We start from the raw sequence: 14,367 nt of genomic DNA, 5'->3' as shown, positions 1-14,367 counted from the left end.
CGCCATTAAAAGCGAGTTTTTTTATTTTTTGGTTGATTGTATAATTCGAAGTATTTTTCATCCCCACATAGGAATCTCCTCTCCTAACCCAGGACCGTCCCAAAATAGAACATCATCTAAGTAGTTCTAGACTAGTAGAAGAAGATAAATACTAGTTCTGTTAAATTACCGGTTCTCCACCATACCCCACTTCTGCAATTCATTTGTTCAGTTTTTCACGTAAAGTACTACCAATTCGTTGGTTCTCAGAGTCTCATAACTATGATAGGTTAATAATTTATTGGATAATCTCTCCCCAACCAGGAAAGCCCAGTAAGAATAGTGGTACCACCTAGGAACTAGTTTGATTATATGTAAGACAATTGTTGCTAAGATGATCTTATATTACATATCAAATACGTGGGATCAAATAATACCGGTTTTCTAGCAGAACCATCCTTTCCTGTATATTACTTACCTAAAATTTGTTCTCCATTTCACAAAATTAGGATCACTCTGATCCTGTTCGCCTCTTTAAGGTTTGCTTTATGATGAAGGGATATCTCTTTAGTAAAGAACCGCCTAGCCCATGAGAATCCTAGCTAACTCAGGCCCTTTCATAACTGGTTCCACCCTAGAACCGGTTCTACTAGATCAGATCTTATTATGGATTAAAGAATTAAAGATAAAAAATAGATGATCATGGAAGATCTATCCTTAGGAAATCAAAACGATCACCAAAAGTGATACTTTTAGCATAAAAATGATCACCTCAGTCCCTGTTCTTCCTTTCCTAACTCTATTAAATTTAAAAATAGGAAGGTGATGGGAGTGACTAGTAACAAGCTCGGCCAATTCATTCAAGAACAAAGAAAAAATCAAAACCTCACACAAGAACAATTGGGCGAACTAGCCGGTTATAGTCGATCTCATATTGCTAAAATTGAACAAGGAATTAAGACAGCCAGCGATAAGGCAATTTTTGATATAGCTCAAGTATTAAATATTGATGATGAAGTGCTCCTTGACTTAATGGATGATGAAGTCGAGATGGACAAGAGAAAGAAAAATGTACTTCTTGAGCTCTATCGTGCAGCTAAGCAAACAGAAGACATTGATTATATTAAAGCTGTTATTAACTTGTTCGAAAAATTTAATGCTTCTCAGCGCAAATAAGAGGAAGACTCCTTCTACCAGCTCTTCCTCCCTCATCTGCCTAACCAACCCCGCTTCAATACTCCACTATAATCCCCTGGAGGTATCCCATGTATTCTCAAGCACAAGCTGCAAATCAACCCTTATTTCATCCTGTTATCCTATCTGATTGGCTCCCTAAGCTGGGAGAAAAAGCATTCCTTGCCTGGATCCAGTTTCACAGCTGGATGAAGGGTCATGAAACTCCCCAAGACTCCATCCTTATTCCCACTTCGCTTAACAAAATCATCAAACGCTTAAAAACAGGAAAAGCCACCTTCTATGAAAAAATTCTTCGACCATTAGTTGACTTTGGACTTGTTCAGCTCCAGCCAGCTCCTCATTCGAAACAAGAACTCCATTTGGTTGTTTACGCATCGCCTGTAACGGATACATCGAACCAAAATCCCACACCGGAAATCCCTGTTAAAGAGAGCATCGAAGAATTAGAATCCATCCTGGAAGATTCACAGCCTGAGACTCCTCAACCTCCCCATAAGAAATCCACTCCACTGTCCACTTCAGCTTCCTCCTCTCTCCCTCAAACCATTGAACAAGCGATCTCACAAGATTCACGTTTACTGGAACGAAGAACAGGTATCCAAAAAGCATTCAACCAGTGTAAAGATCATCCTCATTATTCAGAACAAGCCTTTGTGAAAAAAATGCTCAATTGCGTCGGATACCGCCATAACAAACATCTCTTTGGGGCCTACCTCTTAAAATCCATCTTAAATGAATGGGACAACCTGCCAACCACTGTAAAAGCCCCAATCCCATGCCAACAACAGCCTTCAGCAAATACAGCAAATCAATATCCTATGATGGAACCTTGTCCACCCGGAGTACCGCCCTGGGTATGGAAACAATTGCAGCTTCAAAAGTTAGGCATTGTTGAAGAACCTGCTTCCCTTCATCCAGATCAAAAAGCGATATCCGATAAGCTGCTCCGTCAATTAGGAGAGCTGTCATCATGAGTCTTTTATCCCGTTATGGAACAAGCATCTGTTGTCATTGTCAGCTCTTCGTAGCGGAATACCTGAATGGTGGAACTTATCTCTTACCCAATGGGAGCACCATCCTGATCCATGATCAATGTATACCCAACTTTGCTTCTCATAAAGTTATCACCCAATCCATCTCAATAACCAAACCTTAAGGAGGAATTCAACATGCAACATGAAGCGTTCCAAGCCATGCTTTATATGACCTTAGCCCTCGAATTACAAAAACCTGATCCCTCAGAGACAACCGAACCTTGTATTAGAACCTTTGAGGAGACGACTTGTTACTTCAATGGTGTAAATTTAACTTTTTGCAGCGAGAAAAACGAAACAAAAACCCTTACAGTCCATTTTGCACAATATAATGCCTTTGCCTTACTTGTTGACCCTAAAACCGATGATATCCTCTATGATCTTTTCTTACCTAACAGTCTCTATATGATTATCGAGGCAAAGCGAGCGTTAATGTTACTCTTGCCCAACTCGGTCATCATGCTTCGATTTAACAATAATGACCTCTATGATCATTTTATCAAAACTGTTCCTCCCGACTTTTATTTTGCTGCTGTTCAACGATACAATCAAGACCGAAAGGAGAAAGTCGAACATGTTTAATATCGAATGGAAACCTAGTCCCCACTTTACCCCCAACGTAAGACAAAAACCAAACGGTAAGATCCCTACTCCCTTGATCGTGCTGCACACCATGGCCGGATCCCTCACCGGAACTCTCGCCCACTTCCAATATCCCAACACCAAAGTCAGCAGCCATTATGGAATTGGCAAAAAAGGAGAGATCCATCAGTATGTCCAGGAAAAAGACGGAGCATGGACCAATGGACGTGTACTCCAACCTACTTCCAAGCAAATCATCCAGCGCGGAGGAAATCCCAACCTCTATACGATAACCATTGAGTTTGAAGGAAAAGACCGCGGCGGATCTATTGATGAACCCCAATACCAAGCTGGGCTTTGGCTGATCCGCCATATCGCCTCTCGATGGAACATCCCGCTGACCCGAGACTACATCATTGGACATTATGAAATTGACCGAGTAAACAAAGAAAACTGTCCCGGTCCCCTATTTCCTTGGACCAAATTAATGAATGACCTTCAGTCCCCTCAGCGTCAAGTATCAATATGTCGAAACGGAACGCCGATAGCCTTAGGCTACCTGGAGCACGGCGTAACTTACGCCCCGATTCGCAAAGTAGCGGAAGCTTTAGGTTATGAGATTTTGTGGGATGAGCTAGCGTACAGGGTTGATTTGCTGGGGACACCCAGGCAATGATATATTTGTACTCATAAATCATAGCGGAATGAGTCAAGAGGGCAAAACGATCCGCAAAAGCCTCATCTACAAAAATGTTAATGCTCCGAATGCCACCCCAGAGAACGTTCATACGTTCGGACAAGCCATGGCTGCTCTTTCCTAATGGCTTCGCGATCAACCGATCAAGAGATTATCGAACTTAGACAGAACCCCGCTTTGATCATGCCTCACGAACTCAATGAAACCACTTTATCTCTTTAATTCAACAAGATGAACGGCAAGACCTTAAAGTTAGAATTCCCTACTCCTAGAGCTGACTTGACTTCCGCCACCGTAAAAACGCAGTTGGAAGCGGTCATAGCTATCAATCAATTGTTCGATATTGCATCCATTAAAGATGATGGAATAACTGAACGAACAATAAGGGACCTTAGCATAAAAGAATAACTGGAAGGATGAAACCCATGGAACAGTTGGACCTCATCCCACTCATCGGGAGTCTTGGTTTCCCTAATCTTTGTCTCTTGGTACTAGCTGACAAGAGTAGAAAGCAAAGTGGTAGCACTCAATCGCGGAGATGACACAAGTGATTCAAGGGTGGCATATGAAGATTTAGGTGGCGGGGACCTGAAAAGTGAAGTGAAAACCCTTATCCCTGTGATTAGTGTTGGATAAGGGTTTTCTGGTCTGCGTTGTTTTTTCATATTATTGGGGACAACGTAATGAAAAGCTTTCAAATAAACTCTCGTAAGTTAGATAAGAACATACAAAACAAAGACGGCTAAGCAGGTGTATATATATCAAGTATGTGTAAAAATCCAATAAGCTTAATTAAAAAAGCTGTTATCCTTCACTGAAAGGAAAACAGCTTTTTTGATTATATATGGTGGAGCCCTCTCCGAGGAGAACTGATCCCAATTTAGTCGATAAGCCGGGCTGAGTATCGCAGTACTTTTGTTCAGCTATTCCCCAAGAATTCTAGGTACTCAATATTGTAGTCTCAATCAACCACCCTAACCCCCAACACCTTCTCCGCCAAATCCACCTCTTCCCTATCCAACTCCACCCTCACCTTCCCTAACCTTCTCTTCTCCCGCCATTCCATCAAATCCTCTTCCGTCTCCAACCTTAACTCTGCTATCTCCTTTGCTCGGTCGAGGATATACTTCGTTGTTAAAAGGAAAGTATATACACCGTATCCACCTAACTCAATCGGCTGCTTTCTTTTTTCCCATTGAGTAATAGTAAATCGAACATAGAGCTCCCCCTCAGTCCCTCTTCGAGCCAATCGCTCGTGAATCTCCCCACGACGTACCACATGCCAGCTTTCTATCTTCCCCACCCAGTGAATACCAGAGTTCATCTCTCCAAATATTCTTCTTGATTGACACATCCCGATATACTCAAGGTTTCCTAGAATATGCTGCTTGTCCATAAGATTCTTGAGAGGCATGTAATAGAATTGATGCTTTAAGCAGACATCCAACTGGTCCCTATCTCGTAAGGATCCAATCAACACGTTCTTCCCACTTAATTTATCTTTATAATATTCCTTCGTTCCCCGAGGCCTCGTCGCTCTCTCATAGGCTTTTTCTGGGCTATCCAGGATCAGCTCATCGAGGAACTGTTCCATAAGCTTGGTCGAATTTGGTAGGAACGGTAAGGCACCAATGTTGACTTTCTTTATACTCCGATAGAAATGATGCTCCTCAAATTTTTCTTCATTCGGATAAGGAAATAACACATAGGCCCCAAACATACTGCGTTCATACTCCCCGTTTCGGCCTTCCTGATAAACTATGGCATCCCGATATCGGTGCATGGTGTTAATGTCATCTTCCTCTGGACCGGGGAATTGATACTTATCGTGATAAGGAGTTCCTTCATAGGCAGGATTCAAACGATACTTGGCATCGAAAACATACTTATATACGACATCAGAATCTTGCTTTTTTAGTGTGAGCACATTGTCTGGCCTCTGAGGAAGGGTAGGAAAGTCTCGACTGTCCTCTGATGGCAAGGCATTATAAAACAGGGTAAATGTCTCTCCATTATGGGAGTTCCGATAAGTCACGCTAGCTTTTTTGGATTTATCCAAGGTTAAAAATAAACCCTGGAGATGTACACGTATAATGTCCTGTTTTAACAGCTGATATTTTTCCTTTAATAGACTATGGATCTTCAGAAAACACCAATACTCATATAACTGAGCGATATCTTTCATCGATAACCGGAATAAATCCCCCTGAATGGATAACCCCTTCATTAGGATCAGATAACTACGATAAATATCTCGATATCCTGGTGCCATTTGTAAAACGAGAGTGACCGACATATGTTCCATTTTTCCCAGGCTTGAAAGAAAGTCCAATCGTAATAGTCTTCGTATCTGCCCACGCATCTGATCGATTTGTTTGTGTAATAGAGGATCAGTGGTTCGTTGCTTTTCGTTCAGGCGTTGTGTAATCTCCTTTAGCTTACTCTCAATTCTTTCAAGTACCCATCGTACAAAACGATTTTCATGAGTATCAAAGTTGATCCTTTTTTTCATTTCCATTAGTTTGGTCGGGTTATAGCCTTGTCCATTGACGTGCAATATACCATCCTGACTCTGAACAAGGTAATGGGGCCTCTTGGCTATAGCAGATAGATTCTCTTTTCCTGCTCGTTTAATACGATCAGCATCCACCCATCTCTGCTCAGAAACTAGCCGATGATGCGGTGCTGCTTGAATTCTCTCCACTGACTGAACCAAGTGTTGGAAAAGCTCCTTCAAAATGGCCAAAAACTCAGTTAAGCTCTGATGCTTCGTTTCCTTCAAACCTGTTAATTGATAGGTTTTTCGCAGAAAATCAAAGGATAAATTATAGATCTGCTCATTCACATCTTGGAGGATCAGTTGATAATCTTTCTTATAATCCATCTTGGAAGGAAAGATTTCTAATCGGATTTCAAGGGCTCGTCGACCTTCCACTTGTATAATCAGTTCAGTATAGCCGACTTCATTTTGAAAATTTAATACTCCCGTGAGGATGTCTTTTCCCAAGGGCTTGATCGCTTGACGGAGCAGCATATTTTCATGATGGAATCCTATTGCTTTATCACTCTTACGCTGGATGACCAGCTGATAGGATTGATTTTCGTAAAAACACGGTAAGATTCTCTCTTTTCCTAAATCGATTAATTGCTGATGAACAGCAGAAAACAGCTGGATCCTTTCTAACTCGATAGGATGACTCCCCTTCGCTACTTCACAGGTCGCCTCCACCCATTCCTGCTCCTCGTCTCGATGAAGCTGTAAAGACTCAACCGTTGGATGAAACGGCTTTCCTTGTATATATAAATCGAATAGGTTGGTTTCTATCCTCAGAAGCTCTACATCCTGTTTAAGAAAGCCAGAACGAAGTAAATCCATCTTCCTCAAACCTCCGAAGCATGTAGGCGATTTTTCGGGCACTTTGCGGATAACGAGCATCAGGCTTCACGATGAAAAGCTCAGATGAGTCACTCATCATTTCATCTATATTTATTTGTTGTCCCGTTGCCAACTGCATAAATTCAATCAACACTCTTTTAACCGCTGAGCTACTTCCCTGTATACGTGGGAGTATTTTTTGTAACCACTGAAGGTCAAAGGCCTCTTCTTGGCTCATTAAACCGAATCGTTCATTATAGACCATGTAAAAACAGATGGAATCCCGCACTCGAAAGCCTACGTGAGCATGGATTATTTCCAAGATGTCATTCATTTTTACCAATCTCTCCGTTGTACGTTTAATCAGATCTGGATAATTCGAATACGCATCTTGTAAGGTTAAATAATCCCGTTTGAGAAAAGGATTGCCGATAGATTTCGGTTTTTCCTCAACTCGATCTATGGCATCCTCATCAGGGAAAGTATTGAGATTAATATAATTAAACTCAATGGCTTGGGCTCGGTCCAATACCTTCTTACTAAAGGGATGAGTCGTCTCATCCATATTTACTGTGCCGATCAAATAAACATTATCCGGGATATAAACGGTGCCAAACTGCACTTCTCCAGATAGCAGGGCATCTGTGAGAATACGGTCTCCTTCCCTTTTCTCGGTTTCCATAATGCTTAAAATATCACTGAAATAATGCTCCACCCGCGCCAAGTTCATCTCGTCCAGACAAATAAAGTAGATTCGGTTTTTATTATGCGGTTGCGAGGCCTCCAACAGGACTTGGGTTAGCCTTCCTTCCCGAAAGTGTCCTGATAAATCTCGATAACCCAGCAGATCCGTAGGATCGCTCCAATCTGGACGTACTGGGATTAATTCCATTTTAGCTCCCATGGCTTCGGCAAAAAGCTTAACCAGCTTGGTCTTGCCCGTCCCAGAGATCCCTGCCAAAATGATAAAAGGCTTTGTCTTAAGGGATAGGTAGAAGTTTTCGATCATATATTCCGGATAGTAGAATCCTTTCCTCCGGATAAAGGATTTCATAAAGGACAACTGTTCATTGACATCCACCACTTGTTCCATTGCTTTAGCCTCTTTATCTATAAATGTATAAAAATCACCGTCTTTTTCTACATAGCCTAGCTCTTGAAGCCAATTCAACATAAACTTCGTCCGATTAATTTGCGTGACGTCTCCCCATTCTCCATCCATCTCCATGGCAGGAATAAATCGCGTTCGAAACTCATCCACTGTAAAACGTTGAAGTTCTTTAGTAATGTTCGCTGCCAAAAGTATAACTCTTCTCAAGTTACTTGCATTTTGATTGGCCATTTGGATCTGATTCTGTAGTATTTCTATTTGATTATAGGTGAGGTTCCAAAAGTCTGAGTCCCCTTGGAAAGACTGATAGTATCGTTGTCCTAATTCAGTTAAAGAATAAGAGGAATCTCGAATTTGGATCAGTCCCAACTCCTCCATAGCCCGTCCAATATGTTGAATGCGCTGCTTGGGATGCTTGACCTCGTCACCCTTTTTAAGAATCATAGATTGTTGAGTGACCAAATCATCGATATCAACGATATGTGGAGATTTACCACCAAGATAGTAAACAATCCCTTGAATATAATGAAGGTAAGCCATCGTATATTTAAAGCTTACGGGTTGCCCCCCCCTTTTTTGTATGGTATCCACATATACTCGGTAGTTTTCTACCAGTTCTTTTAGATCAGCAACGAGTTGATTGTCACTAGGCATTTGGTCTGGAGTATAGCGAATATAGGCCACCGTAGATACTTGATAGTCTCGTCCGATTCCACTTGTTGTTAGTTGAATGTTATCATCCTTTTGAAAGGAATGAAGGGGTAATAAGTCCCTCATTTCACGGACTTTCTGTTCTAAGTACTCATAGCCATCTTTTTTCCCTTTATCCCGAATAGGTACGGTTACGCCCTGGGCCAATGTCAAGTATACGGAGCTCATATCCTCTGAAAAAAGGTAAACGATGTATTCCCCGTACTGCGTCGATTCTGTAATTCGCTTGTCCATGATCGCAATCCAGGGAATCGTAGCCCAGTTTCCTTGACCAACTGATCCCTGAACTTTATAGACTTCATCGATAAAAGGCAAGGATTGCAAATCCTGCGGGATCTGCTGCCTTGCTTTTCCCCCTAAAGGATGTTCTTTGAATGTCTCTCTTTTAGCCTGTAGGTAATGAGTTAGAATATAGGTTAAGTGATCTCTTAAAGAAAAAGAATTCGTTTGACTAAAATATACCTCTATCTCTTCCAGGGCATACTGTTTCAATTCTTCTCGAACACTTGTATTTAGTTCTTCTAATACATCCGGACGAAACCCAATCCAACTCTTTTCAGGATCTGTTACTAGAATGGCGGATAACGCTTGAATGGGAGTCTGAAGTAAACCGATAATCTTAGACGTTGTCATCTCCCTCCAGCTAGTTGCCAAGTTTTTTGGTGGCTGGTCTATTGGGAGCCCTTGATTTTCTCTATCTAAATAATAAGAAACAAAGCGGTCTGCTAACCGCTGAAGCGGGATTTGTGTTTCGGATGTCCACATTTCCTCTAATAATGATAAAATGACGACCATTTTATAGGATTTTTGTTTGTTCTTAAAAATGCCGGATAATGAAAATGGTAATGCCATGCTGTTCCTCCTGTTGATAGGAAAATGTTACTAATAGTATAACAAAAGCCTGACAGGAATTGTCAGGCTTCACAACTTGTTTTTTGCTTACTTTCTTTTAAAAGACCCCATTCCCACTACTTTTCGTTCCTTCACTACATAGCGGCATTTGGGATAATTAGAACAACCATGAAAACTACCGTATTTTCCCTTTCTTTCTACTAACTCTCCCTCGCACCGAGGACAAATGAGTTCAGCAACCTTTAACGTTTTTTCCATCTTATTTTTGTGGATAGAAGTAACATGCTCTTTTCTCAACTTTCTATCTGTCTGGTTTTTACTCAAAATATGTTGATGAATCGAATGGATGTCATCATGTGTTAAATTTACGTTTCGATATGTAAGAATAGTAGAAACGAGTTGGGATGCATTTATTACGTGGTATTTTGTCTCAATCTTAAGAGTTGCCTGATTCCCAAAAACGATAATTGAATGATATGCGATAGTAGGAAAATCATTCAGAAGATCCTGTAGAGCTTTAATATGGCCCTTGTTTTGCCATACAGGGTTAAAAAGTTTTTCTTTCCTTTTATAAATCGTCTGTGTCCAGTACTGTTGTTGGTCTTTACCAAAGATCCATCCTTGATAATTCTTTGTTTCTATAACAAAGACACCATATGGTGAAAGAATAATATGATCAATTTGGCTGGTCTTTCCTTCTGATGTCGGAATCATAATATCGTTTAAAACAATATATTTCCGACCGAGACTTCTAAGCTTCCTTTGAATAGCTCTCTCCCCTAGATAGCCTTTAAATTTGGGATTCTTTAATAATACACTAAATATAATAAGAACAAGTAAAATAGCCAAGTATAGAGACATCAGCATTCCCTCTTTTAAAAGATTTTAAGCAAAATAGAATTATACTACGATGATAAAATGAATATCCTAAGTATAACAAAAGCCTGACATAATTTGTCAGGCTGAAATGTAGCAATATTATGTCAGGCTTTTTATGGATAAGGAACAAGATTCGGTATGGCTTTTCGTATTCCTCCACGAGGATCTTCAATATCCCCCTTATACCTCGGAATGAGATGAAAGTGAAGATGCATCACCGTCTGTCCGCCATATTGGCCGACATTCACTCCAATATTGTATCCATCCGGATAGTACTCCTGATCAATGATTTCTTTTCCTTTGCGGATTAATTGATGGATGGCTAGGATTTCTTCTGGTTTCGCATCAAAATAAGTTTCTGCATGTCGCTTGGACACAACCAATAGATGCCCTTTTTGAACAGGATATTTATCATAAAACGCCTGAGCTAGGTCATTTTCCAAGATGAGTTGTTCCTTTGGCATATTGCAAAATGGACAGGTCATTCTACACCTCCATTAGGGATTTCCTTTTTCTAAAAGGATGCTGCTTAGTATTCCTCCCCCTCTTCCGCTACCATAGGCAAAGTCTTAAAAAATTCATTCTGCTCATATTGATAGCTGCTCTTGCCGTAACGCTCTTTTAAATACGCAGCCAAAGCGGGATCGGTACAATACACAAAGCAGCCTTTTTGCCCACGTGTCATCAGGGTTCGATAGGTGTTGCGGATGATCTCGTCGGCTAAACGGTTGGCTCCTTCTGGGTCTTCTTTTTGTAGTTTTTTAAGGCCCTTTAGGGAAGAATCCGTTTTTGCACGTTTCGTTGGATCGGTTATAACTTGACCGTTCATATAACGCAAGTCGTCTCCAATGATTACACCTACGCAATCAAATTCAAGTCCCTGACAGGTATGGATGCAACCGGCTTCCTCTACAGATCGCTCATCAATAGCCCAGGTTTCAGAGTTTCCTAGGTTCCAGCTCATGTGGAAATGATAGTTGGGTAGAACAATATCATAGACATTAGGGTTGTTTTTGCCCTCTTTGATCCAATCCCAGCAATATCCAGCCACAATACGGGACTTGTTGTTTTTGAGATTGAGCTTTTTGATTTCTTTTCGCAGCTGGTTTGGATCATCGTACACTCGAAAATCATAGTGGCTACCGATATAATCCGAATTGGCCGTTTGACGAATTTGCAGAACATCATCTAACCAGGCTAAATATCCATCTGATCCATTACAGCGGAATTGCGACTCCAGATTCATCAGCATGATCGTAGCACCGTTTTGCTTGGCGGATTTTTGAATCTCTGCGAGACTCCCGGTATCTTTTAAGGTGACTCGCTGTCGCTCATCGATGAAAAAAATCGAAAACTTTGCAGCTTCGATAATTTCCTTTGTTTGATTCTCCCCGAGATTTTGAAACATTCCGGATTTTTCATTGAGGCGATGTGCTTCATCTACAATGAGAGCATCAAATTCATCTCTTTGGGCGTTGACGTAGCTGCCGGAGCCTTTAAACAAATTATCGATGTGACTTTTGCGAAAATCTTGTTTGAGCTTGGTCGCATATACATTGCGGGGAGCCGCATTTTTGGTGACATACTGGCAAACCATGTTTTGTTGGGTGAGATCGACCAGAAGATTGACGGCTAAAACCGATTTTCCCGTTCCAGGCCCTCCTTGGACGATCAACACTTGCTTCGTATTGGTACGTAAGGCAATGCTAGCCATCAGGCGGGCTTGTTCGTAGACCACTTTCTGGTCATCAATCATAATAAATTCCTTATTCCCTTGAAGCATACGGTTGAGCGTATCCTGCAGAGATTTGGAAGGACGAATCCGGCCATTCTCTATTTTATAAAGGTTTTCCTTATTATCTCCAATCTTAATGTATCGTTTAATGAAATCGCGAAGATGCTTGGCTTGTCCTTTGATAAATACAGGTGCCTGTTCAATATAATAGTCATAGATGGGATTCGTTAGCGGATCCTCTTCCCCTTGATCGATATAATTATGTAAATAAGCGCAAGGATAAAAAGCCATCTCTTCCTGCTGTGCATTTTCATTGTAGTCCTTGATTAAGGAAGCATAAGACCAGGCTTGATACGAAGGATGTGTGGATTCAATCATCCCGCGATTCATGGCCGTTTTCACAATGGCTTCTTTTCCATGAACAGCCTCCACTGATCCCCATTGCTTCAGCTCCACTATGACAATGTTGTTCTTTTTCTCCTCGTTTTTACCTGAAATCAGAAAATCCACTCGCTTCGAGGTATGAGGAATGCGGAACTCAATGGCCACTCCCGCGTCCTTAGGGATGGCTTCATCCCCCAACACTCGATACATGTACTGCATGGACGTATCCCAAGCCCGCACTTCTTTTTCATTAATCCGGCCTATTTTGGCGTTATAATTCCTGCAGATGTTGTTGACCAATTCATCATGAAACACATCATCTAGAAACTCCGTTTTTGTGGCTTCATATACAATCATGGCCCATCCTTCCCTCTATAGCTCGTTGTATTTCTTATTCGTTCCGAACGCTTTTCCTACCGGGTATTTTTGCTTGTTTTTCTCGATTTTCTCTTGCATGGCTTCCTGGACATCAATGCCTAGGTCATGGGCGAGGTATAACGAATAGATCAGCACATCGGCGAGTTCTTCTTTGATCTGTGGAAGGTTCTGTTCGACTGCCGTTTGGCTATCCTTCCACTGAAAGTTCTCTAGCAATTCGCTTGCTTCCAATGAAATCGAAATGGCAAGATCCTTCGGAGTATGAAATTGTTCCCAGTCTCTTTCTTTTCGAAAGGCTAACAGTTCCTTCATAATGTCCTGCAAAGCGATTTCCCTCCAGACATTTATTTTTCTTAATTATACTAGAGAGGGAAAGGGAGGGCTATTTTAAACAGAATGGTTAAAAATCATTCTATAGTTAATACCAAAGGAAACTCTGAAACCTATCTGTCAGAAAAAGAATGTTCTTTGTTGTGGAATACAAGCAATTAACGCACCCTTTACCCCGGCTTGCTCGGCACCCTGAAAGATAAAGTACAAAGCCATCAAGGCCCAAATGCTATGCGTCCATGTGCGATGAGCGGTATGTGGAGCAATGGCAATAAAGACCGCTAATCCTGTTACCCAATATTGATGATAATAGATTCCTGTAAAGCCAATTACAACGGCAATCACATTGATAAAGGCTTTCTTCGCTTGCGTGTTACTCATACATATGCCGATTATCATATTAGCAATACTTGCTAATGTGCTAAGAGAGAAGAAACTAGAATGCATAAAATGATAGACCAAACTAGCTAAACCAATAGTAATAAGGGCTAACTTCGTTCTAATAGGATTTTCGGAAAGCTTATTTCTTACCTTACTGCCTGTATCAAAATCCGCAAAAGATGCTGCGATAGTAGAAATGGCAATCATTTGAAGATCAATTGCAACTGTAGTCAATACACCGGCAAATGCACCAAAGCTTGCACCCATAACAGCATGACCTGGACCATTCATTGATTTACACCCCCTTCATATAGCTCTACTAACTCTTGTGGCAATTTCCTACAATATAATACGACTTATCTCTATTTTTGTTGCTTTTTTAAGTTCATTTATATCTTTTTGATAAAGATTGCACACTTCTTTTAAATTACGCTATAAAGCTTGAAAACATAGCCATTCATCCATAGGTTTAATATCCCAGATCATGAGGCTCAAAAAAGAAAAACCTTCTCAAATTTAGAGAAGGTACGAAAGGGATATATTATTGAGTAAGAGTTCTTTAATAATTGACCGTTGTTACAAAATATAATATTTCTCCAAAATTGCATTCTGTTGTTAGCCGTAAAGGAACGTCGCCTGACGGTGAGTTGGGTCCTAAAAATGATTCAAAAGTTTGTAGATACCTATTAATCCACCAGCCACATGATCAATTCCGGGAACATCATGAGCAGGGCGAGAACG

At 40.9% G+C, this 14,367-nt stretch carries 13 protein-coding genes; 6 read left to right on the top strand and 7 right to left on the bottom strand.

Going from position 1 to position 14,367, the window contains the following annotated elements; genetic code table 11:
* The first annotated feature begins 810 nt into the window (after window positions 1–810).
* From ABLT31_RS29450 to ABLT31_RS29430, 6 genes are all read left to right on the top strand, one after another.
* Window positions 811–1,155, top strand: a complete 345-nt coding sequence (locus tag ABLT31_RS29450) for a helix-turn-helix domain-containing protein (protein WP_367758404.1) — start codon at window positions 811–813, stop codon at window positions 1,153–1,155.
* An 89-nt stretch (window positions 1,156–1,244) separates the two neighbouring features.
* The gene (locus ABLT31_RS29445; protein ID WP_367758402.1) at window positions 1,245–2,150 is read left to right on the top strand and encodes a hypothetical protein; all 906 of its coding nucleotides are present in this window, start codon (window positions 1,245–1,247) and stop codon (window positions 2,148–2,150) included.
* A gap of 195 nt (window positions 2,151–2,345) precedes the next feature.
* Window positions 2,346–2,792 carry a hypothetical protein gene (locus tag ABLT31_RS29440; RefSeq protein ID WP_367758400.1) on the top strand — a complete coding sequence of 149 codons (447 nt, stop codon included), beginning with the start codon at window positions 2,346–2,348 and terminating at the stop codon, window positions 2,790–2,792.
* Window positions 2,785–3,468, top strand: a complete 684-nt coding sequence (locus ABLT31_RS29435) for an N-acetylmuramoyl-L-alanine amidase (RefSeq protein ID WP_367758398.1) — start codon at window positions 2,785–2,787, stop codon at window positions 3,466–3,468. Before ABLT31_RS29440 ends, ABLT31_RS29435 begins: the two co-directional genes overlap by 8 nt.
* Before the next feature lie 28 nt (window positions 3,469–3,496).
* Entirely contained in the window at window positions 3,497–3,613 is a 117-nt protein-coding gene (locus ABLT31_RS39060; protein WP_462976547.1) for a DUF1659 domain-containing protein, read from the top strand.
* A 107-nt stretch (window positions 3,614–3,720) separates the two neighbouring features.
* Window positions 3,721–3,897, top strand: a complete 177-nt coding sequence (locus ABLT31_RS29430) for a DUF2922 family protein (RefSeq protein WP_367758396.1) — start codon at window positions 3,721–3,723, stop codon at window positions 3,895–3,897.
* Between the two features lie 553 nt (window positions 3,898–4,450).
* On the opposite strand, the gene ABLT31_RS29425 is transcribed toward ABLT31_RS29430, so the two are convergent.
* The 7 genes from ABLT31_RS29425 to ABLT31_RS29395 all read right to left on the bottom strand — a co-directional run bounded on the left by ABLT31_RS29425 (window position 4,451) and on the right by ABLT31_RS29395 (window position 13,917).
* Window positions 4,451–6,865, bottom strand: coding sequence for a DUF2357 domain-containing protein (locus ABLT31_RS29425; RefSeq protein ID WP_367758395.1), 2,415 nt, complete (start codon window positions 6,863–6,865; stop codon window positions 4,451–4,453).
* Complete coding sequence (locus ABLT31_RS29420) at window positions 6,837–9,539, bottom strand: MrcB family domain-containing protein (RefSeq protein WP_367758393.1); 2,703 nt, start codon at window positions 9,537–9,539, stop codon at window positions 6,837–6,839. Before ABLT31_RS29420 ends, ABLT31_RS29425 begins: the two co-directional genes overlap by 29 nt.
* Before the next feature lie 87 nt (window positions 9,540–9,626).
* A complete protein-coding gene (locus tag ABLT31_RS29415; RefSeq protein WP_367758391.1) occupies window positions 9,627–10,400 on the bottom strand; it encodes an NERD domain-containing protein in 774 nt (257 codons plus the stop codon).
* 131 nt (window positions 10,401–10,531) lie between these two features.
* A complete protein-coding gene (locus tag ABLT31_RS29410; RefSeq protein WP_367758390.1) occupies window positions 10,532–10,903 on the bottom strand; it encodes an HIT family protein in 372 nt (123 codons plus the stop codon).
* 44 nt (window positions 10,904–10,947) lie between these two features.
* Window positions 10,948–12,894, bottom strand: a complete 1,947-nt coding sequence (locus ABLT31_RS29405) for a DNA/RNA helicase domain-containing protein (protein WP_367758388.1) — start codon at window positions 12,892–12,894, stop codon at window positions 10,948–10,950.
* A gap of 15 nt (window positions 12,895–12,909) precedes the next feature.
* On the bottom strand, window positions 12,910–13,227 hold the full coding sequence (locus ABLT31_RS29400) for a nucleotide pyrophosphohydrolase (RefSeq protein ID WP_367758508.1): 318 nt from the start codon (window positions 13,225–13,227) through the stop codon (window positions 12,910–12,912).
* 138 nt (window positions 13,228–13,365) lie between these two features.
* Window positions 13,366–13,917: a hypothetical protein gene (locus ABLT31_RS29395; RefSeq protein WP_367758386.1), complete on the bottom strand. Its 552-nt coding sequence runs from the start codon at window positions 13,915–13,917 to the stop codon at window positions 13,366–13,368.
* Between the last annotated feature and the right edge of the window lie 450 nt (window positions 13,918–14,367).

The sequence above is a fragment of the Ammoniphilus soli genome, from assembly GCF_040813775.1.
Note: the sequence above shows the minus strand (reverse complement) of the source record. Positions and strands in the feature narration are given on the sequence as shown.